This is a genomic window from Bradyrhizobium sp. LA6.8 (genome assembly GCF_040547935.1).
GTDB lineage: Bacteria > Pseudomonadota > Alphaproteobacteria > Rhizobiales > Xanthobacteraceae > Bradyrhizobium > Bradyrhizobium barranii.
In genome coordinates this window covers 1000121-1020721 of record NZ_JBEPQQ010000001.1, presented here as the reverse complement: position 1 = coordinate 1020721, position 20601 = coordinate 1000121, and the positions used below count along the sequence as shown (strand labels likewise).

General features: G+C 63.2%; 19 protein-coding genes. 14 read left to right on the top strand and 5 right to left on the bottom strand.

Annotated features, from left to right (window positions below; translation table 11 throughout):
- The first annotated feature begins 132 nt into the window (after window positions 1-132).
- Window positions 133-615: a (2Fe-2S)-binding protein gene (locus ABIA90_RS04400; RefSeq protein ID WP_028159320.1), complete on the top strand. Its 483-nt coding sequence runs from the start codon at window positions 133-135 to the stop codon at window positions 613-615.
- Window positions 615-4142, top strand: a complete 3528-nt coding sequence (locus ABIA90_RS04395; RefSeq protein WP_354117413.1) for a molybdopterin cofactor-binding domain-containing protein — start codon at window positions 615-617, stop codon at window positions 4140-4142. The genes ABIA90_RS04400 and ABIA90_RS04395 overlap by 1 nt, the downstream gene beginning before the upstream one ends.
- A gap of 39 nt (window positions 4143-4181) precedes the next feature.
- On the opposite strand, the gene ABIA90_RS04390 is transcribed toward ABIA90_RS04395, so the two are convergent.
- Complete coding sequence (locus tag ABIA90_RS04390) at window positions 4182-5150, bottom strand: catechol 2,3-dioxygenase (protein ID WP_038955078.1); 969 nt, start codon at window positions 5148-5150, stop codon at window positions 4182-4184.
- 419 nt (window positions 5151-5569) lie between these two features.
- Here ABIA90_RS04390 and ABIA90_RS04385 point away from each other — a divergent pair, with 419 nt between their 5' ends.
- From ABIA90_RS04385 to ABIA90_RS04365, 5 genes are all read left to right on the top strand, one after another.
- Complete coding sequence (locus tag ABIA90_RS04385) at window positions 5570-7324, top strand: ATP-binding protein (protein WP_162136488.1); 1755 nt, start codon at window positions 5570-5572, stop codon at window positions 7322-7324.
- A gap of 249 nt (window positions 7325-7573) precedes the next feature.
- Complete coding sequence (locus ABIA90_RS04380) at window positions 7574-10468, top strand: ATP-binding protein (RefSeq protein ID WP_354117412.1); 2895 nt, start codon at window positions 7574-7576, stop codon at window positions 10466-10468.
- A gap of 274 nt (window positions 10469-10742) precedes the next feature.
- Window positions 10743-12524, top strand: coding sequence for a di-heme-cytochrome C peroxidase (locus ABIA90_RS04375; protein WP_354117411.1), 1782 nt, complete (start codon window positions 10743-10745; stop codon window positions 12522-12524).
- A gap of 114 nt (window positions 12525-12638) precedes the next feature.
- Window positions 12639-13220 (top strand): peroxidase-related enzyme, encoded by a 582-nt coding sequence (locus ABIA90_RS04370; RefSeq protein ID WP_354117410.1) that lies wholly within the window; start codon window positions 12639-12641, stop codon window positions 13218-13220.
- Window positions 13217-13714: an MgtC/SapB family protein gene (locus tag ABIA90_RS04365; protein WP_354117409.1), complete on the top strand. Its 498-nt coding sequence runs from the start codon at window positions 13217-13219 to the stop codon at window positions 13712-13714. The genes ABIA90_RS04370 and ABIA90_RS04365 overlap by 4 nt, the downstream gene beginning before the upstream one ends.
- A gap of 32 nt (window positions 13715-13746) precedes the next feature.
- On the opposite strand, the gene ABIA90_RS04360 is transcribed toward ABIA90_RS04365, so the two are convergent.
- A complete protein-coding gene (locus ABIA90_RS04360) occupies window positions 13747-13914 on the bottom strand; it encodes a hypothetical protein (protein WP_166094532.1) in 168 nt (55 codons plus the stop codon).
- A 139-nt stretch (window positions 13915-14053) separates the two neighbouring features.
- On the bottom strand, window positions 14054-14785 hold the full coding sequence (locus tag ABIA90_RS04355) for a Crp/Fnr family transcriptional regulator (protein WP_354117408.1): 732 nt from the start codon (window positions 14783-14785) through the stop codon (window positions 14054-14056).
- 162 nt (window positions 14786-14947) lie between these two features.
- On the opposite strand from ABIA90_RS04355, the gene ABIA90_RS04350 reads away from it, so the two are divergent.
- Complete coding sequence (locus ABIA90_RS04350; RefSeq protein ID WP_354117407.1) at window positions 14948-15151, top strand: hypothetical protein; 204 nt, start codon at window positions 14948-14950, stop codon at window positions 15149-15151.
- A gap of 43 nt (window positions 15152-15194) precedes the next feature.
- Here ABIA90_RS04350 and ABIA90_RS04345 read toward each other — a convergent pair whose 3' ends face one another.
- Entirely contained in the window at window positions 15195-15338 is a 144-nt protein-coding gene (locus ABIA90_RS04345; RefSeq protein WP_166094525.1) for a hypothetical protein, read from the bottom strand.
- A gap of 276 nt (window positions 15339-15614) precedes the next feature.
- Between ABIA90_RS04345 and ABIA90_RS04340 the strand changes: the two genes are divergently transcribed.
- Complete coding sequence (locus ABIA90_RS04340) at window positions 15615-15770, top strand: hypothetical protein (RefSeq protein ID WP_166352319.1); 156 nt, start codon at window positions 15615-15617, stop codon at window positions 15768-15770.
- Between the two features lie 15 nt (window positions 15771-15785).
- Here ABIA90_RS04340 and ABIA90_RS04335 read toward each other — a convergent pair whose 3' ends face one another.
- The gene (locus tag ABIA90_RS04335; protein ID WP_028146676.1) at window positions 15786-16415 is read right to left on the bottom strand and encodes a ParB-like protein; all 630 of its coding nucleotides are present in this window, start codon (window positions 16413-16415) and stop codon (window positions 15786-15788) included.
- 338 nt (window positions 16416-16753) lie between these two features.
- On the opposite strand from ABIA90_RS04335, the gene ABIA90_RS04330 reads away from it, so the two are divergent.
- From ABIA90_RS04330 to ABIA90_RS04310, 5 genes are all read left to right on the top strand, one after another.
- Window positions 16754-17095, top strand: coding sequence for a hypothetical protein (locus ABIA90_RS04330; protein WP_063983965.1), 342 nt, complete (start codon window positions 16754-16756; stop codon window positions 17093-17095).
- A 210-nt stretch (window positions 17096-17305) separates the two neighbouring features.
- Complete coding sequence (locus tag ABIA90_RS04325) at window positions 17306-17593, top strand: acyl carrier protein (RefSeq protein WP_007592476.1); 288 nt, start codon at window positions 17306-17308, stop codon at window positions 17591-17593.
- Between the two features lie 10 nt (window positions 17594-17603).
- The gene (locus ABIA90_RS04320) at window positions 17604-18074 is read left to right on the top strand and encodes a 3-hydroxyacyl-ACP dehydratase FabZ family protein (RefSeq protein ID WP_063983966.1); all 471 of its coding nucleotides are present in this window, start codon (window positions 17604-17606) and stop codon (window positions 18072-18074) included.
- A complete protein-coding gene (locus tag ABIA90_RS04315; protein ID WP_063983967.1) occupies window positions 18071-19276 on the top strand; it encodes a beta-ketoacyl-ACP synthase in 1206 nt (401 codons plus the stop codon). The genes ABIA90_RS04320 and ABIA90_RS04315 overlap by 4 nt, the downstream gene beginning before the upstream one ends.
- Before the next feature lie 47 nt (window positions 19277-19323).
- Window positions 19324-20601 (top strand): beta-ketoacyl-ACP synthase, encoded by a 1278-nt coding sequence (locus ABIA90_RS04310; RefSeq protein WP_063983968.1) that lies wholly within the window; start codon window positions 19324-19326, stop codon window positions 20599-20601.

Below are 20601 nucleotides of genomic sequence, written 5' to 3'. Positions count from 1 at the left end.
GCCTATCCGCTCTGTCCACAAAGAAGGCAGTCGCGCTGCAGTGCGGCATGCGCGGCTTGCACGTTTGTGTACAAACGGTATCGTCGCGACGTAGGTTTTGACGAGCACTTGGCCACGGGCTTGGGAACGAGGATGACGCAGACACCGATCCGCCTCACCGTGAACGGCAGGATCCACGAGATCACGGCAGCGCCGCAGACGCCGCTGCTCTATGTGCTGCGCAACGATCTCGCGCTCAACGGTCCGAAATATGGCTGCGGCTTGGGCGAATGCGGCACCTGCACTGTCCTGATCGACGGGCAGGCCGCGCGCTCCTGCGTGATTCCCGTGAGCGGCTGCGCAGGCCGCGACATCCTGACGCTCGAAGGGCTCGGCACGCGCGACAAGCCGGATGTGGTGCAGCAGGCCTTCATCGACGAGCAGGCCGCGCAATGCGGCTATTGCCTCAACGGCATGATCATGACCACCAAGGCGCTGCTTGCGATCAACCCGCAGCCGACCGAGCAGGAGGCGCTGGCGGCGCTGCGCTACAATCTCTGCCGCTGCGGCACCCATGTCGAGATCCTGCGCGCGGTGATGCGCGCATCCGGCCAGATCACTGAGGCCGTTGATTGATGGCCTCCCCTGTTTCGAACGGAGCTGAGCGGCAATCCGGTTCGCTCGTCGTCGTCCGCACCGTGGACGAAGTCACGTCCGAGACCTTCGTCCGCATCACCGCGGACGGATCGGTCACGGCCTATAACGGCCACGTCGATCTCGGCACCGGGATCCGCACCGCACTCGGCCAGATCGTCGCCGAAGAGCTGGATGTGTCCTTTGCGCGCGTCGTCGTGGTGCTCGGCGATACCGCCGTGGTTCCGAACCAGGGCGCGACGATCGCCAGCGAGACCATCCAGATCACCGCCGTTCCCCTGCGCAAGGCCGCAGCGCAGGCGCGGCACTTTCTGATCGCGCGCGCAGCCGAGCGGCTGGAGCTGCCGGCCAGCGACCTCAAGATCGAAGACGGCCTCGTGCGCGGGCACAACCGCAGCGTCAGCTATGGCGAACTGATCGGCAGCGAGACCATTCGCCTCGAGCTTGCCGACGACGTCGCGCTCAAGCCCGTTGGCGACTACGCCATCGTCGGCCAGTCGACGCCCCGCGTCGACCTGCCCGCCAAGGCGACGGGCGAGCTGACCTTCGTGCACGACATTAGGGTGCCCGGTATGCTGCACGGCCGGGTCGTGCGTCCGCCCTATGCCGGCGTCGATGCCGGCTCGTTCGTCGGCACCAGCCTGATCGCGGTGGATGGGTCCTCGGTACGTGACATTCCCGGCATCATTGCCGTCGTGCGCATCGGCGATTTCGTCGGCGTGGTCGCCGAACGCGAGGAGAACGCAATCCGCGCGGCGGAGCAGCTCGCGGTGATCTGGAAGCCGACGCCTGGTCTGACCGATCTCGCCGACGTCGAGACCGCGCTGCGCGCCAATCCATCGACGCCGCGCTCTCTGATCGACAAGGGCGATGTCGACGCGGCGATATCAGGCGCCGCCAAACCGATGCAGCGCACTTATGTGTGGCCGTACCAGATGCACGCCTCGATCGGGCCGTCCTGCGCGGTCGCCGATGTCCAGGACGGCAACATCCGCGTCTGGTCGGGCACGCAGAACCCGCATGTCCTGCGCAGCGACCTGGCGCTCCTGATCGAACGTCCCGAAAGCGAGATCGAGGTGATCCGCCTGGAGGCCGCCGGCTGCTACGGCCGCAACTGCGCCGATGACGTCACCGCGGACGCGCTGCTGCTGTCGCGCGCCGTCGGCCGGCCCGTGCGCGTGCAGCTGACGCGCGAGCAGGAGCATGCCTGGGAGCCCAAGGGCACCGCGCAGCTGATCGATGTCAATGGCGGCCTGAATGCCGACGGCAGCATCGCTGGTTACGATCTCGCCACGCGCTATCCCTCGAATGCCGCGCCGACGCTCGCGCTGCTGCTGACGGGGCGGATTTCACCGGAGCCCATGGTGCTCCAGATGGGCGACCGCACTGCGATCCCGCCCTACGACTACGACCACATGCGCGTCGTCGCCCATGACATGGCGCCGATCGTGCGCGCCTCCTGGTTTCGCGGTGTCTCGGCCCTGCCGAACACCTTCGCGCATGAATCCTATATCGACGAGGCCGCGACCGAGGCCGGCGTCGATCCGATCGAATACCGCCTGCGCTATCTGAAAGACCAGCGCGCCGTCGATCTCGTCAATGCGGTGGCCGAGCGCGCGGGCTGGACGCCCCGGCCTGTCCGCGAAGAGAAAGACGGCGAAATCGTGCACGGGCGCGGCTTTGCCTATGCGCTCTATGTCCACAGCAAGTTTCCCGGCTATGGCGCAGCGTGGTCGGCCTGGGTCGCCGACGTTGCGGTGAACAAGTCCACCGGCGATGTCAGCGTCACGCGCGTCGTCGCCGGGCAGGACTCCGGCCTGATGATCAATCCGGACGGCGTGCGCCACCAGATCCACGGCAACGTCATCCAGTCCACCAGCCGCGCGCTGATGGAAGAGGTTTCGTTCGAGCGCGGCGTGGTGACGGCGCGCGAATGGGGCGCCTATCCGATCATCCCGTTCCCTGACGTGCCCAAGATCGACGTGCTGATGTTGCCGCGTCAGGACCAGCCGCCGCTCGGCGTCGGCGAGTCCGCCTCGGTGCCGAGCGCAGCGGCGATCGCCAACGCGATCTTCGATGCCACCGGTGTGCGCTTTCGCGAGCCGCCGTTCACGCCGGAGCGCATCCTGAAGGGATTGCACGGTGAGGCATCGCCCGTGCCGCAAGCCCTGCCCGCACCCGCTGCATCGCCGCCGTCCCGCATCTGGGAGAATCCCTTCGCCAAGCGCGCCGGCATCTTCGCGACGATCGCGGCCGTCTGCACTGCCGCGATCGGCATCGGCGCAGCACTCCTGCCCGGGCGCGCGATCGCGCCGATCGCACGTCCCGATCCATCGGTCTATTCCGCGGCGACGATCGCGCGCGGAGAGCAACTCGCAGCACTCGGCAATTGCGCGGAGTGCCACACCAGCCTCAATGGCGTGCTCAACGCCGGCGGCCGCGCACTACAGACGCCGTTCGGCACGATCTACTCAACCAACATCACGCCCGACGCCGAGACCGGCATCGGCGCCTGGTCCTATCCCGCCTTCGAGCGCGCGATGCGCGACGGACTGCATCGCGACGGACGGCAGCTCTACCCCGCCTTCCCCTACACCCATTTCGCCAAGACCAGCGACGCCGACATGCAGGCGCTCTACGCCTACCTGATGACCCAGCCTTCGGTTCGCGCCACGGCGCCGGCGAATGCGCTCGCCTTCCCGTTCAACCTCCGCCCGCTGCTTGCGGGCTGGAATGCCCTGTTCCACAGGACGAGCGAATTCAAGCCCGATCCCGCTAAATCCGAGCAGTGGAATCGCGGCGCCTATCTGATCGACAGCCTCGGCCATTGCAGTGCCTGTCATTCGCCGCGCAACGCGCTCGGCGCGGAGCAACGTGAGGCCTATCTCGCCGGCGGCTTTGCCGAGGGCTGGGAAGCGCCGGCTCTGACCTCGCTCTCACGCGCGCCGATCCCGTGGAGCGAGGACGAGCTTTTCGCCTATTTGCGCACCGGCCATTCGCGCTATCACGGCGTCGCGGCCGGCCCGATGGCGCCGATCATCAGAGACCTCAAGGCCCTGCCCGACCCCGACATCCGCGCGATGGCGGTCTATCTCAACTCGTTCAACGACACCGCGATCGATGCGCAGGGCCAGGATGCACTTGCCGCAAAGCTTGAAAGCTCAACGCAGGTCACGGTGGCACCCTCCACCGGCGCGCGGCTCTATCAGGGCGCGTGCGCCGTCTGCCACGAGGTCGGCGGCCTGCCGCTGTTCGGAACTCGGCCCTCGCTCGCACTCAACAGCAATCTGCACAGCGCCACATCGGACAATCTCGTGCAGGTCGTCCTGCACGGCATCAATGAGCCCGTCTCCAGCGACCTCGGCTACATGCCCGCCTTCAAGAACAGCATGAGCGATGCGCAGGTCGAAGAACTCGTCGGCTTCCTGCGCCAGCAGTTCGCGCCGGACAAGCCGGCCTGGTCCGGCGTGCGCGAGACGATCGCCCGGGTGCGCAATTCAACGCATTGATTTTTGGAGCATGACCTAATCGGAAAGCCGCTTCACACTCTAGCCGTGCTTCTTCGCCTCCACCGGCGGTGTGCCGTGGGTGTGGAACGACTCGATCGTCTTCAATCCCCACGCCTGGCCCTTCTTGCGCTCCTCCTCGGTCCACACGATCGGCTTCCAGTCGGGGGCGAGGATGAGGCGCGCGCCGGCATTGGCGACCTCGACGCGGTTGCCGCCAGGCTCGTAGACATAGAGGAAGAAGGTCTGCTGGATCGCGTGCTTGTGCGGGCCGGTCTCGATGTGCACGCCGTTCTCCAGGAAAATATCGGCGGCGCGCAAAATCTCCTCGCGGCTGTCGAGCGCGTAGGTGACATGGTGAAAGCGGCCGGGCGTACCGGAATGGTCGAGCGAATAGGCAAAATCGTAGCTCTTGTTCGACATCGTCAGCCACATCGCCGCTTCCCGCCCGTCGTTGAGCACGATCTGCTCGGTGAGGCGGCAGCCGAGATAGTTTTCGAAGAACTCGCGGTTGGCCTTGATGTCGACGGCGAGGCAGTTGAGGTGGTCGAGGCGGCGGACATTGACGCCGCGCGCGGGAAAGCGTTGAGCCTGGTTCTTCAGCGCAGGTCTAAGCTCCGGCGGCGCCTGGTACCATTCGGTCTCGTAATAGAGCTCGACGATATGGCCATCAGGGTCGCGGCAGCGGAAGGTCGGCCCCTGCCCCATGTCGCCGTCGATCCAGCCGATGTCGAAGCCGGAGCCTTTCAGCGCGGCGACGCGGCGCTCAAGCGCCTGCTGGCTGCGCGCGCGCAGCGCCATATGCTCCATGCCTGATGTCTTCGACGCCGTCAGCTTGAGCGAATAGCGCTCGTAATCGTCCCAGCCGCGCAGGTAAACCGACTCGCCCTTCTGCCCGCTCACCGTCATGCCCATGACGTCGACGAAGAATTTCAGGCTCTCGTCGGGCTTCGGCGTCAGCAGCTCCATGTGGCCGAGATGAGCAAGATCAAGGATCGGTTCGGGCTGCATGCTTTCCTCCAAGGGTGGCTGCGATCCGCCGGACCGGATCGCGCAACCGGACGCAAGGCTGCAAACGCGCTCGAGCGTACGGGGGCGGCATCCAGGCCGCAGGTTCATTTGTACTAATGTACAAATGATTAGGTCCCGTCAACAAATCAAACATGGCCGCCCAGATCGAGTGACGCGCCAGCCGGGATGACCTCCATCCCCGAACGGCGGACCGACTGGCCGAATGGTAAAATCTTCCTTAAGCGCTGTCGTGCCTATCGGCCTAGAAAAGCGGCATCCCCCTACCGATTCCGCCCGCAAGTATGCATTAGGAGCAAATCTCTCAACCGAATTGTCGCAGATTTAACAAAGCCCCCGCGCCTGCCGTTTAACCGTTTGTCCAGCCGCGGCACGCATAGTCAGGGTTAAACCTCTTGCTCATGCCAGGTTCATTCATCGTGACATCCTTTGGACGCGTGATTTCGGTACGCGGGTCGCTCGCCCGGGTCGGGCTGCTGGCGGCAAGCCAGATGCCGGTCTCGGAAATTCGGGCCACCGTCGGCCGTTTCGTCAGCATCCGCTGCGCCAGCTCGGTGATCGTCGCCATGATCACCGAGGTGTCCTGCGAGAACCTCTCGAGCTCCGACTACATCGCCATCGCGTCGGTCGACCTGCTCGGCGAAATCCACAATGCCGCCGACAAGGCCAAGTTTCAGCGCGGCGTCACCAACTATCCGACCATCGGCGATTCCGTCGACCTGATCACGAGCCAGGAGCTGCGCACGATCTACGCGCCGACCGGATCGGACCAGATCAATGTCGGCTTCCTCCAGCAGGACCGCTCCGTCGTCGCCTACGTCGACGTCGAGGAAATGCTCTCCAAGCATTTCGCGGTGCTGGGATCGACCGGCGTCGGCAAATCCACCGGCGTGTCGCTGCTGCTCAACGAGATCCTGAAATCACGTCCGAACCTGCGCATCTTCCTGCTCGACGTTCACAACGAATATGGCCGCTGCTTCGGCGATCGCGCGCTGGTGCTCAACCCGCGGAACCTGAAGCTACCGTTCTGGCTGTTCAACTTCGAGGAAATCGTCGACGTGCTGTTCGGCGGCCGCGCCGGCGTGCCCGAGGAGCTCGACGTCCTCGCCGAGGTGATCCCGATCGCCAAGGGCATCTACACCCAGTATCAGAACACCGATCGGCTCGGCCTGAAGCGCATCGATCCCAAGCAGGTCGGCTTCACCGTCGACACGCCGGTACCATACCGCCTGGTCGATTTGATCTCGCTGATCGACGAGCGCATGGGCAAGCTGGAAAACCGCTCCTCGCGCATCATCTATCACAAGCTGATCTCGCGCATCGAGGCCGTCCGCAACGACCCGCGCTACGCCTTCATGTTCGACAACGCCAATGTCGGCGGCGACACCATGGCCGAGGTGATCAGCCATCTGTTCCGCCTGCCCGCCAACGGCAAGCCGATGACGGTGATGCAGCTCGCCGGCTTCCCGGCCGAGGTCATCGATTCCGTCGTCTCGGTGCTGTGCCGCATGGCCTTCGACTTCGGCTTGTGGAGCGACGGCGTGTCGCCGATGCTGTTCGTCTGCGAAGAGGCGCACCGATATGCCTCCGCCGACCGCAATGTCGGCTTCGGGCCGACCCGCAAGGCGGTGTCGCGCATCGCCAAGGAAGGCCGCAAATACGGCGTCTATCTCGGCCTCATCACCCAACGTCCGGCCGAGCTCGACGCCACCATTATCTCCCAGTGCAACACGCTGTTCACGATGCGTCTGGCCAACGAGCGCGACCAGGCGCTGCTGCGCGCCGCGGTATCGGATGCGGCAGCGAACCTGCTGTCCTTCGTGCCATCGCTCGGCACCCGCGAAGTCCTGGCGTTCGGCGAAGGCGTCGCGCTACCGACCCGCCTGCGCTTCAAGGAGGTGCCGCCGCATCAATTGCCGCGCGGCGAAGCCACCATCTCAAGCGTGCCGTCGGTCACCTCCGGTCACGACATGCACTTCGTCGGCGCCGTGCTCGAACGCTGGCGCGGTGCCACCTCGCAACGCGACGTGCCGAACGATCCGGTGTTTTCGCAGCCGCCCGCAAAGACGCTTGCAACCGCCGAAGCGCCGATGCTGCAGCCCTCGATGGGGCTGGACCCGGATCGCTTCTCGCTGCTGAAGAAGCCGCTGCGGTAAGGAACGGACACCACTTCGGCAAATTCCGCTGTCATGCCCCGGCTTGACCGGGGCATCCAGTACGCCGCGGCCCCTCGATTCAATCACGATCGCCTCTGGAATTTCCCGAACAACGAACAGTCGTGAAAGACGGGGAATGCCCCGGATATCGCGGATCGAGGCCGCGTCTCGCGGATAGCCCAAGGCTTGTCCTTCGTGCTACCCTTGCCTTTTGGAGCCGGTTTGAGCACGCGGGGCGCGAGGATGTCCGTGGGCGGTGCCAATATTGCGGATCGCAACATCATAACGGTGCTCGCCGTCGACATGGTGGGTTCAACTCGCCACATCGCGGCTTGCGACCCCGATGAAGCTCAAGCGTTTTTGGACCAGTGGCTGGATCACATCCGCAACTCCGTGGAGCGTCTCGGGGGACAGATTGTCCACTATGCGGGAGACGGTGGCATTGCCATATTCGGCTGGCCAACCGCATATGAGGATCATGCGGATCGTGCGTGCATCGCAGCCTGGGACATTCAGAGTCATAGCCAGTCGTCCGGCCCCAGGGGAGATCCGGTCAATTTTCGCGTCGGACTTCACTCCGGCCTGGTCGGCTTACGCATAGGCGGCAAAAATGCCATCGCCCGCTTCGACGTTGCCGGAGCGACTGTGCACGTTGCTGCCAAGCTGCAGCAGGAAGCAGCGGCAGGCGAGATCAGGGTTAGCGCCGAAACCGCAAAGCTGTGCCGATCGCCACTCGAACTTACGGCACACAAGACGACTTCGGGAATCGCCGATCGGGTCATCGAGGCCTACACGCTGAATGCCCGGCCGGACGATGTCGATCACAACGAAATCGCCAGCCGCTATCAAAATCCGATCGTGAATCGGGTCGACGAACTTGCGGCGCTTCGGGAGCTCCTCCCGCGCCCGGGCGCCAAAAGCTGCTCCGTCACCCTGCTGGGCGAACCAGGTATCGGCAAGAGCCGCCTTGCGACAGCCGTAATGACCGAGGCACTGACATCCGACGTGAGATGCTGCGTCTTTTATGGCGGCGTACAGAAACGTGCCACCGCATTCGCCGCCGCCCGCACCTTGGTGGGCGACATGCTCGCTGCAAACAGCTCATCTTCGGATGCACATATTCGTGAGGCTCTCGCGGAACTGCAGATCGAGGCAGCCGATCGCAGAAAGCTCGAAGCCCTATTCATCGCCGGAAAAGCGTCCTCTCGCCAACGATTGACCGACAATACGCAAACGCAAATTGCACGTGCACTTGTCAATGCCTTCCTCGCATTGGCGCTTGATAGACCAACTCTGTTGCTAATCGAAGACCTCCAGTGGATCGATCCGGAAAGCCGCCATTTCCTGAAATTGCTCGCGCGCGCAAGTACCCCAAAGCCGCTTTGCATATTGCTGACCGGACGTCCGGAATCATCAGACCAGTCCATGGAGATTGCGGACTCGCTCATTCATCTGCAACCGCTGTCGCGGGCCAACATGGAGGCTTTGGGACGCCAATTGTGGCCGAAAACTCGATCCCCGACCGTGTTTGCGAGAGCAATCGATCGCGCCGACGGCGTCCCCTTCGTATTGGAAGAGTTCTTGCGTTCGGCGGACGCGACGAACGCAACGAGCGAACATTCGCTGCCTCAGAGCGTCGAGTCCGTGATTCATGCGCGGCTGCAACGGCTTTCTCCGAAGTTGAAGGCGTTCGTGCAGACGCTCAGCCTGCTGGGACAGGAGGTCGAAATCCAATTGGCCACGACGGTGCTCGGCGTGGACGTAGGCGAGCTGCTGACTGCGTTGTTCGAGCTTGCCCGATTTGCTTTTGTCCATCCGCTTGCGGGTAACTCCGTGCGTTTCCGGCATCAGATCATCGCCGAGGCCTGTGCAAACACGATACCGCGTGGCCGGCGTCTGGAAATCCACCAGGCCGCTGTCCAGGCGATCATTCGGCGTTACCCGAATCTGGATGGTCGTTACGAACAGTTGGCCTTTCATGCAGAGGAAGCCGGAGATGCTAATGCTGCACTTGGCTATCTCTGGGACGCCGCCGTCGAAGCGCGCCGGAACGCCGCAGCCTCATCGCTCAGTTTGATATACGACCGGGCGCTCAAGCTCGTCGAGCGTCTTGGGGAAGCCGCCGAAGAAAAATATGTCGACTTCGGTCGAATGAGCTTCGCTTCAATGCTGCAACTCGGCGAATTCAAAAAAGTAAATATGCATTTGCCACGAACGTTGGAGCTGGCGCGGCGCCAAGGCAGGATTGCTCACGTGTGCAGCGTCCAGTCGCAACTCGGAATGGTCTACTGGTTTGAGGGCCGGTATGAAGAAGGGCTGCAAATAACGAGCGAGGGATTGAGAACGGCTCGAGCGCTGAAATCGACCGCACTCATATTTTCAAATCAGACCATCATGGCAAATGTGTTGCACAGCATGGGCCACGTCCATCGCGCGATTGCGGCGATGGACGAACTGAATGAAATGCTCACAGGAGAACTCGAGACTGCCCGTCTCGGGACCCCAGCCGGTCCAAAATGCACGGTTTTGGCATTCAGGAGCTGGTTCATGAATGCAACAGGTCAATATGCGGAGGCGCTCGGATTCGCATTGCGTGCATTGGAGATCGCAGTTCGTGAACAGGATTCATATGGGCAAGTGCTCGCCCGCATTACGATGGGGCGAAATCTCCTCATGCTTCATCGAAATGACCAGGCTGTGGAATGCTTGTCGATTGCAAGGGAGATCGTCGAACGTAACGGCTACGATGCCAGCAAGGCCAACCTGACCGGAGCAATGGCGACCGCTCTGGCACGAACAGGCCAGGCGCATCAGGCTGTCGACCTGATAGACGCTTGTATGGAGAGCGGCACGCATCTGCGGACAGGCCAGATCGAGCTCTGCCTTCTCTATGCGGGTTACGCTGAGGCTCTCGTTCGGGACAGGAAATGCGAACGTGGCCTGAGCTCCTTGGATGATGCTCTTTCCATCGCCAGGACCATCAGGAATCCATGGCTGATTGTCGAATGTCTTGGTTTGAGGGCGCGACTGCTCGCCGAGGCGAAGCCTGGCACCGCCCGCGTCGTTGAGGATCTCGCCGAGATGCACGCGATTTGCGATCAGTTTGGCATTGTTGCCTGGGACGGATCCCGGCTCGCGGTTTAGCAAGGCCGCTCGTGTCGAGACACACCAGTTCACCGGGGCCCGTGTCGCGGGCTCGCCGCGCTCAACGGGCGTGGCACGCAATCCGGAGCTCCGGCTTGGAGCAACGACCTTGACGGGACTTTGCCAAGAAGTACAATCTCGAGCATCCGGCGGCTATTTCTGACAGCTCTCGTCGCTACCGGGCGAGCTGCGTCTCGCCCAGCTCCGCTTAACTCCACAGATTCTGGTTTCGAGAAAACGGGTGGTTCATTTGTAGTTCATGGAGGGTCATGCGATGCGTCGTGTCGCTTTCCTCATTCGCTTTGCGCTGGTCGTCGCCGCAAGTTCGGGAATTGAGACCGCTCTCGGCGATACAATATATGTCTACCAAGGCCCGAATTGGACAGCGGAAGACAGGGCTGACTACTACACGCGCGACCAAGGCTCCCGCTTAATCAACCTCACGTGGTTACGGGCATTGAAAGCGAAGGACGGACAACCGTTCCTCTCGGATGGTCTGACCCGATACGGCTTTCTCCCAAATCCGGACAATAAGGCCAACCTCCCCGTCGGCCTCCACACCACAGGTCCCGCAGAGTCCCCGATGGTCGGGATAACATGCTCCGCGTGTCACACGCGGCAGGTTGAAGTGGAGGGCAAGACGTACCGCATCGATGGCGGTCCGGCCTTTATGGATTTCCAGGAGTTCCTGAGCGACCTGGACAAGGCGGTAGGAGACGCAACCGCCAGCAAGACGGCATTCGCTGCATTTGCTGCGGCCGTCTCCCAACCTGCGATACCTTCTGATGCCGATGTTGACGCACTACGTCAGAGGGTTGATGCATGGCACCTGCGCTTCCATGCATTCGTGGCCGGTACATTGCCGCCAGTCGGCTGGGGGCCTGGGCGGCTGGACGCCGTCGGGATCATCTTCAACCGCATATCCGGCACCGACGTTGGGCCGCCGCCTGATTTTTTGATCAAGGAAAACATGAGGATTGCCGACGCTCCGGTGCGGTATCCTTTCCTGTGGAATACACCGATGCAGAACCAAACCGACTGGGCCGGTTTTGTGTCGAATGGAAACCGCGTTTTTGCACTTGCCCGGAACACCGGGCAGGCTCTGGCGTTCGCCAACTTCGAACCAAAAAAGCGTTCGCTCGGCTTATTCTTCGACTACGCCAACTCCATCAACTTCGATGGGCTGGAAAGACTCGAGAAACTGGTCTTGAAGATGGGTCCGCCAAAATGGCCACGGGAATGGCCTTTCGACAAGAAACTGGCTGACGAAGGTCAAAAACTCTACCAAAGACACTGCAGTGACGGGTGTCACGAGAAGAAGGAGATACACGCCCTGCGTGACTTGTTTGCTACGACGTGGGAGACGCCGCTCAAGAACGTCGGCACCGACACTCGTCAATTCGATGAGCTCGGTTGGAGAGTGAAGACCGGCGCGCTGAAGGGAGCAGGCACCCCGGGGGTCGCCAGGGATCTCGAGGAAGAGGATTACGCCGTCCACATGATGTTCAGCGCAGTCGCCGGTACGATTCTGAACTATAAGCTGTCTCTGGGGAGCGAGCTCGGTGCCGGTGACGGCTTTGGCTCCTCCTTGCCTCGCAACGGGCAAGTGGCACGCACCGCGTCCAAGTCTCCGCTGCCAGCGTCACCGGCTCCGGCACGGGCCTCCGCCGAACCGCCCAGCGCGCAACCATCGGGACCGCCGGAAAGCCTGACGATCGAGCCTTGGACGTTCTTCAAGCGCACCCTCAAAAGAGGCAAGTATGAAGCTCGCGTGCTGGAGGGAATTTGGGCCGCGGCGCCTTACTTGCACAACGGCTCGGTGCCGACATTGGCGGAATTGCTCGTACCGCCTGCGAAGCGTATGTCACAATTCAAAGTTGGCGCGAGATACGACATCAAAAATGTTGGTCTTGACGTCACACAAGAGGGGCCAAATCGTCCGGTCACCGATTGCAATGACCTCAATTCAGGAAACAGCCGATGCGGGCATGACTATGGCACGCGCTTGCGCGACGACGAAAAGAAGGCACTCCTCGAATATTTGAAGACTCTTTGAGAGCCTCGGCTCTCTCTGCACTAGCCAGGATGTAGTCCGCGCAAGCGCTTTGCGCGAAGGACTGCGATCGACTATGTTCCGCGTTTCCCCGAGAGCCCCATCCGGAACATCGTCATGTCCCCTCCTCCTTCACAACGCTTCCCCGCACCCGCCCTCGACACGCTCCCCGACGACATCCGCACGCGCCTGCTCGCCGTGCAGGAGAAGAGCGGCTTCGTGCCGAACGTGTTCCTGACGCTGGCCTACCGGCCCGACGAGTTCCGCGCGTTCTTCGCCTATCACGACGCGCTGATGGAGAAGGACGGCGGCCTCACCAAGGCCGAACGCGAGATGATCGTGGTCGCGACCTCGGCGGCCAACCAGTGCCAGTATTGCGTGATCGCGCACGGCGCGATCCTGCGCATTCGCGCCAAGAACCCGCTGATCGCCGACCAGGTCGCTGTGAACTACCGCAAGGCCGACATCACGCCGCGGCAAAAGGCGATGCTCGATTTCGCGATGAAGGTCTCGGCCGAGGCGCAGCGCGTCTCCGAGGAGGACTTCGCGGCGCTTGCACCGCACGGCTTCAGCGACGACGACATCTGGGACATTGCCGCGATCTCCGCCTTCTTCGCGCTGTCCAACCGGCTGGCAAACTTCACCGGCATGAGGCCGAACGAGGAGTTTTACCTGATGGGGCGCTTGCCGAAAAAATGACGGAGCTCGACTGGCCCGAAATCCTTGCTCGTCTCGGTGCCGCGACCGTCGCCGCCGGCGCGATCGGCCTCGACCGCGACCTGCACGGCAAGCCGATCGGGCTGAAGACGCTCGGCATCGTCGGGCTCTCCACGGCGACCGTGGTTCTGCTCGCCCTGCAGCTCGCCGAGCCAACCAAGGTCGCCGATGCCACCAGCCGCGTCATCCAGGGCATCCTCACCGGCATCGGCTTTCTCGGTGCCGGCGTCATCGTGCATCAAAGCATGGGATTTCGCGTCCGCGGACTGACCAGCGCCGCCTGTACCTTTCTCGCGGCCTGCATCGGCATCGTCTGCGGCGCCGGACAGTGGAAGATCGTCACCGTCGCGCTGGCGCTCGCCTTCGTGCTGCTGACGGTGGGCCGCCACATCGAGCGACGGTTGCACCGCGTGCTCGGCGGGAAGGAGGATGCGCACACCGCGGAGACGTCTCCGGACGCGCCGCCGCGGACCTAGCCGGCTGCGCCAGCACGCGGCTCTCACACCCGTCACGTTTTCCGTCGCTGGCTCCAGAAGCTTCCGACACCGACGATGGCGGTGACGAGCAGAACGGCAACGAAGGTCTGGATGATCGTGAAATTCAGGGCGTCGCGCGCGACGAATAGCGCGGTGATGGCACCGGCAACGATGAAGAGAATGCGAAAGATTGCGCTCACGGTGATGCCTCCGGGTCAGCATGACGCGGAGCCACCTGCGCCCTCGACATTCAGGCAACACCGGTTCGGCAATCATGCCGACGGACCATAGCGCCCTGCACCGATACGAATTTGCGGTAGGTCAAGTCGCCTGCGCGCCTCAAAGCATTGGCGACTGATGCAGGTAACGGCCGTCGAAATCGGCAAGTTCCAGAAATTTCCGCTCGTCCAGCACCGTGACGCGGCCGCGGTGCAGCTCGACGATGCCCTCCTGCCGCAACTGCTTGATCACGCGGTTGGCGTGCACCCCGGTGATTCCCAGAGCTTCGCCGATCTGCTCCTGGGTCAGCGGCATCTCGAAGCTGTTGCCGTCAAGACGCTCGATGACCCGGAGGCGTTCGCGCAGCTCGATCATGACATGGGCAAGCCTTGCGGGCGCGGGACGCTGGCCGACATTGACGATCCATTCGCGAAACATGGCGGCGTCGATCAGCGTGTCTCGCCAGAACATCTCGGCGACGCTTGGACTGCGCTGGTGCAATTTTCGCAGCGTTTCGTGACTGATGAAGCCGAGCGTGCACGCCGTCAGCGTCGACAAGTCGTGATCCATCACATGCAGGAACAGGCTCATCAGGTCAGGGATCTCGCCGGGGATGTGGATGGAGAGGATCTGACGCTTGCCGCTTGCTATCGTCTTAGAACGCGCACAGAAGCCATCTGCGATCAGGCAGCAATCGGTTGCGCGCTCGCCGTCGCGCACCACGGGCGCCTCCGCCGAATATTGACGAACCGCAATCGGGAGCGCCTCGATCTCCTTCACGTCGTCGTCCGAGATGCCGGAAGATGTACGCAAACGCCTGACAAGCGCAGCACGGATCGTATCGCTGGGCACGCGAGCTAGCTCCGGTTGGTATGAGATGGGACCTGTACTGCAATCCCTGGCGCAGAGGCGCCGCTGCAATGAAAAACCCGCGATCCACGCCCCCGGTTCCAACAAAAGTTAAGGACGCCACTCGCCTCCCCATGGTTGGCTTCGCGCCGGAAAGGTCCAGCCATGACCAAGAAACGCAACCGCACGCGACCGGCCCTGTCACTCCAGGAGCGCCTGAACAAGTTCACGCAGGACGCCCGGGCCGCGGCCAAGAAGCTGCCAGCCGGCACCGAACGCCACACACTGTTGCAGAAGGCGCGCAACGGCGAGGCAGCCGCCGAGATCGAACGCCTTCTGTCCTCACCCGGCCCGCAGCACCAGAAGTGATCGTCCCACCGTTGCGTAGCGGCGACTGCGAGGCACTACACCGCTAGCGCTGCGCCATCAACTCGAGCGCCGGAGCAAAGCGCTCGGAGAATGTCAGCGTCTTGGCGTGGCGAACTGCAGCAAACGATGCCGAGATTCCTGCTGTGGCGACTGCGAGCAAGGCGATTACGAAAACCAGACGGCGCATTTCGGCCTCCTGTGTGAGCTCGACTACCCCACAGAGGTGGGGTGGCTCTGTTTCAGGACGGTTTCATCCCTGCGGAAAATGACTTCGCTCAAGCGGCTGTGATGAGATCCGGCTTCTCGGGCCGCCGCGCCGTAACCAACTAATGATCATCGTCGTTGTCTTGCGACGGTCGCGAGCGGTACCGGGAATTTCACGCCAGCGGCCACGATCATGAATCGCAAGACTGCCGCGATAAGCAGTATTCGCAGCAATGCGGAGTCATCGAGGATTGCTCAAATGAACGTCGTCATCCGGAAGCTCAATGGTCTATGGCACCTCGTCGTCGGCTCGTGCCAGATCCGAACGCCCTTCCTGGCAACCCAGGACCGCGCGCTGGTCGTGAGCTACGCCCGGCGCGTCTACCCCGGCGCCAAGATCTTTCAGCGCGACTGATGCGAGCGGTTGCGCCTAATCGTCATCCGCCGGCCCGCACCAGCCGGGCAGATAGATAGCGTCCTTGCTCTTGGCCGCGGACAGGGCCTTCTCGAGCGCCTTGTCGAAATTGGCATCGACTGCCTTGCGCGTCAGTTTCCGGCGCAGAAAGTCGGCCCACAGGAATTCCGAGAACGGCGTGGTATCCTTGGCGAAGCCGCCCATGCGGCGGAGCTCGCCGGCAAGGCTCCGGAACGGATCGTCCTTGAGATCGACGACCGATCTCGGCAGATCGCGGAACGGCCGCCGCTCGCCCTTGGAATCGTAAGGGTAGACCCAGCGCTTGTTGTCCATCACGCCCCAGAAAGCCTCGCGCTCGACCATTCTGAGATCGCCGACCACGGTCACCAGCACTTCCTTGACGCCCTCGTCGTGCAATGCGCGGCCGAGATGATGATGGTCGATCACGTAGTAGCGCTGGTCCGGTCCGTAGACGACGGGGATCATGTGATTGCCGAGCAGGTCGGCCTGCTTCTTCTTGCCGTGCTCGCGCCAGCGCTTGCGCTTCTCCTTGACCTCGCGCATGCCGACCGTCATCTGCGTCGGCCGGAGCGACAGGATCGGCACCGGATGCACTCTCGGTTCGCGCGCGTTGGTGGTGGTCATGATGAAGGCCCCTCACATGGTTGCAACCGGTGGTCCGGTTCCCTTGATTATGCCATGGGCCCCGCGGTGGCAAAATGCGTTCGATCCGGCCGCGGAGATCACAAGCAGATGTTCACGAGAGCCGGCGATGCATGCTTCGGGGTTGTTGCTGCAACGCAACCTCCGCTTCCTGTCACCGACCTGACAGCCGGCGGCGCGCTCGCTCGCGAGCCGTTCCGGAAAGATGCCATGCAAGATAGTGCGAAAGCGCAATGCACGTGCGCGTTGAGAAGATTTTCTGCAAGGCATTCACGACGTATGCTATCTAAAAACCGCTGCTTCGGAGTGATCCCCTCACCATGAAAACACAGCGGCCCATCAGCTCGGATGACGAGCACCGGGTGCTCCAGTTCAGGCCGCGCAACGCGTCTCCCCCGCCGGTCCAACGGGGCAGCGGTACCGTGCAGCCGCTGCGCGTCGCGCCCGAACCGCTCGACCTGTCGCGCTACGAGAAGCCCCGCCCGGAACCGGACAATTTCCGCCACCGCATGCTCGCCAATATCGCGGCGCTCGCCTTCACCATCGCGCTGACCGCAATCGGGATCTGGCTCGCGGTGAGCATTGCCGACCTGCGCCGTACCCAGGATTGCGTGCTGATGGGCCGCCGCGACTGTGCCAAGATCACGACGCCCCATATCTAGGCTCGTCCCCCGGCCGAAGGGGCCGCCGACGGCATCCCCAGCCCTGTCGCCGGGGGCGCCCGGCTCCATTGAACTCAGGGCGGCGCTCCGATATACGGGCTTTCGACCCGGCCAGAGGGGGGGTTGAGGGCGTCATCGGGGCGCGATGCCCACCCACCGTTCCACTCTGGAACCTCAGACAAATATCAGCAATATATCAAAGGCTTAGTGATGTCCTCCACATTCGATCAGGTCGCTACGATCATCGCTGAAACCTGCGACATCCCGCGCGACACGATCACGCCGGATAGCCACGCCATCGATGACCTCGGCATCGACAGCCTCGATTTCCTGGACATCGCGTTCGCGATCGACAAGCAGTTCGGCATCAAGCTGCCGCTGGAAAAGTGGACCCAGGAGGTCAACGACGGCAAGGCGACCACCGAGCAGTATTTCGTGCTGAAAAATCTGTGCGCCCGCATCGACGAACTGGTTGCGGCCAAGGGCGCGAGCGCCTAAGCGCGCGGTCATGCAACTCGAATACTTCCACATGATCGATCGCGTCGTCGACCTCAACGTCGACGCGAAGACGATTGTCGTCGAAGCCCTGGTCCCCAAGGAGAGCACGATCTTCGAGGGGCATTTCCCGGGCTATCCCCTGATGCCCGGCGTGCTCCTGATCGAATCGATGGCCCAGGCCTCGGGCTGGCTTCAGCTCGGCGTGCTCAAGTTCGAGCGCATGCCGATCCTGGCCGCCGTCAAGGAGGCCAAGGTCCGCGGCTCGGTCTTCCCCGGCGATCTCATGACCATCGAGGCGACCTTGTCGCATCAGGGCTCGGGCTATGCGGTGACCGAGGCCAAGATCAAGGTCGGCGGTAAGCTGCGCGCGAATTCGACGCTCACCTTCACGCAGATCCCCTTCCCCAATGCGGATATGCGCGGCTTCATGGACGCGGTCGCCAAACGCGTCGGCTTCCCGCAACAGGCCGGATCGCCATGACTGACACTGCTTCGAAGCCCGGCCAGACGGAAGTCTGGATCACCGGCATTGGCCTTGCCACCTCGCTCGGCGAAGGCCTGGACGCCAACTGGGCCGCGCTTCAGGACAAGCGCATCAATGTCGACGAGAAGGGCTTTGCGCCCTGCATCGTGCATCCCCTGATGCCTGTGACCTTCGACAGCCAGATCCCGAAGAAGGGCGACCAGCGCCAGATGGAAGCCTGGCAGCGCATCGGCACCTATGCCGCGGGCCTTGCGCTCGATTCCGCCGGGATCAAGGGCAACAAGGACATCCTGTCGAAGATCGACATGGTGGTGGCCGCCGGCGGCGGCGAGCGCGACCTCAATGTCGACTCCGGCGTGCTCACGGCCGAGGTCAAGGGCGCCAATGCGCCCGGCTTCCTCAACGAACGGCTGATGAGCGATCTCAGGCCGACGCTGTTCCTGGCCCAGCTCTCGAACCTGCTCGCCGGCAACATCGCCATCGTGCACGGTCTCGGCGGCACCTCGCGCACTTTCATGGGCGAAGAGGTCGCGGGTGCCGATGCGGCGCGCATTGCGCTCGCGCGCATCGCCTCGGGCGAGAGCGACATCGCGCTGATCGGCGGCTCCCACAATGGCGAGCGCAAAGACCTGATGGTCCTCTACGAATTCGGCGACTTCAACCTGAAAGACAAGTTTGCTCCGGTGTGGGCGCGCAAGGATCACCCCGGTTTCGCGTTGGGATCTGCCGGCGCGTTCCTGGTGCTGGAATCGAAGGCGCACGCGGAAGCGCGCGGCGCAAAGCCGTTCGCAAAGCTGTCGAGCGTCGTTGCCGACCTCGCCCGGCGCAAGCAACCCGGCGACACGGCCGCGACGCTGGAGAAGCTTTGGGAAAAGCTGCCCAGGCGCGAGGGCAAGGGCGCGATCATATCGGGCGCGACCGGCGCGGAGCCCGCGACGTCAGAGGAGCGCGGCTTCCTGAAGGGCCATGCTGACTTCCCGGTGCGTTCGACCGGCACGATGTTCGGCCACGCCATGGAAACGCAATTCCCGCTTGGCATCGCGCTCGCGGCGCTGTCGATCTCGCGCGGTGCGCTGTTCCCGCCGAACGATTCCACCGGGACCGAGATTGAAATGCAGGGCGCGCCCACCCAGATTGTGGTGGTGGGGGCCGGACACTGGCGCGGCGAGGGCATGGCTCTGGTCGAGGCCGTAAGCTGAAGCGCGTCGCGCTTTGGCGGATGCTCTAGCTCAATCGGGGGATCGACATGACTGCACCACGCGACAAACTCGGGCGGCCCGTCGTCGTCGTCACCGGCATGGGCATCATGACCTCGCTCGGCAACGGCAAGGCCGACAATTGGGCGAAGCTCGTGGCCGGCGAATCCGGCATCCGCACCATCACGCGCTTTCCGGTCGACGGCCTGAGGACGACGATGGCCGGCACGGTCGATTTCGTCAGCGTCGATCCGTTCTCCTCCACCGGCCTGTCCGAGCGGATGGCTGAGCTCGTCACGCAGGAAGCGCTCGCGCAGGCCGGCATCGGCGCCAAGGCCGATTTCCCCGGTCCGCTCTTCCTTGCGGTTGCACCGGTCGAAGTCGAGTGGCCGCAGCGCCGTGAGCTCGGCCGTGCCGTCGGCGCGCAGGATATCACCTATGACGATCTGCTGCGCATCTCCGGCGGCGGCAAGTACAGCGCCTATCACCACCGCTTCATGTTCGGCTCGGTAGCAGCTTATCTCGCCGAGACCTTCGGCACCAAGGGCTCGCCGATCTCGCTGTCGACGGCCTGCGCCTCGGGCGCGACCTCGATCCAGCTCGGCGTCGAGGCGATCCGCCGCGGCGAGACCGATGCCGCGCTGTGCGTGGCAACCGACGGCACCGTGAACCCCGAAGCTCTCGTGCGGTTCTCGCTGCTCTCGGCGCTGTCGACCCAGAACGATCCGCCGCAGGCGGCCTCCCGCCCCTTCTCCAAGAACCGCGACGGTTTTGTCATGGCCGAAGGCGCCGGCGCCCTCGTGCTGGAAAGCTACGAAGCAGCGACCGCGCGCGGCGCAAAAATCCTCGGCGTGATCGCCGGCTGCGGCGAGCTCACCGATTCCTTCCACCGCACCCGCTCTTCGCCTGATGGCAAGCCGATCATCGGCTGCATGAACAAGACGCTGGCCGATGCCGGCATGACGCCGGACCAGATCGACCACATCAACGCGCACGGCACCGCGACGCCCGAGAACGACAAGATGGAGTTCAACACGACATCGGCCGTGTTCGGCGATCTCGCGCAGAAGATCCCGGTCACCTCCAACAAGTCGATGGTCGGCCACACCATCTCGGCCGCGGGCGCGGTCGAAGCGATCTTCTCGCTGCTCACCCTCGAGCATCAGCGCATTCCGCCGACGATCAACTACGACAATCCGGATCCCACGATCCTGTTCGACGTCGTCGGCAACAAGGCGCGCGATGCCCGCGTCACGGCTGTGATGTCGAACTCGTTCGGCTTCGGCGGCCAGAACGCCTCGCTGATCCTGACCCGCGAACCGGCCTGA